Raw genomic sequence first — 201 nt, 5'->3', positions numbered from 1 at the left:
CAAACATTGAGAACTTTACAAGTAATCTTAAAGATTACTTTGTCAGCTTTCCAAATTGTTAAAGAGCTAATCACTTCCTATGAAGTAACCATTTTTAAAAACTCTCAAGAGAGAATGTTTAAAGATGGTATCCCGTAGGGGAGTCGAACCCCTGTTACCGCCGTGAAAGGGCGGTGTCCTAGGCCTCTAGACGAACGGGAC

1 tRNA gene is annotated in these 201 nt (G+C 41.3%); it reads right to left on the bottom strand.

The features are described from left to right. Positions 1-125 precede the first annotated feature (125 nt). A tRNA-Glu gene (locus OQJ86_RS26580) sits at positions 126-201 on the bottom strand.

The organism is Vibrio sp. Sgm 5 (assembly GCF_026241575.1).
GTDB lineage: Bacteria > Pseudomonadota > Gammaproteobacteria > Enterobacterales > Vibrionaceae > Vibrio > Vibrio jasicida.
Note: the sequence above shows the minus strand (reverse complement) of the source record. Positions and strands in the feature narration are given on the sequence as shown.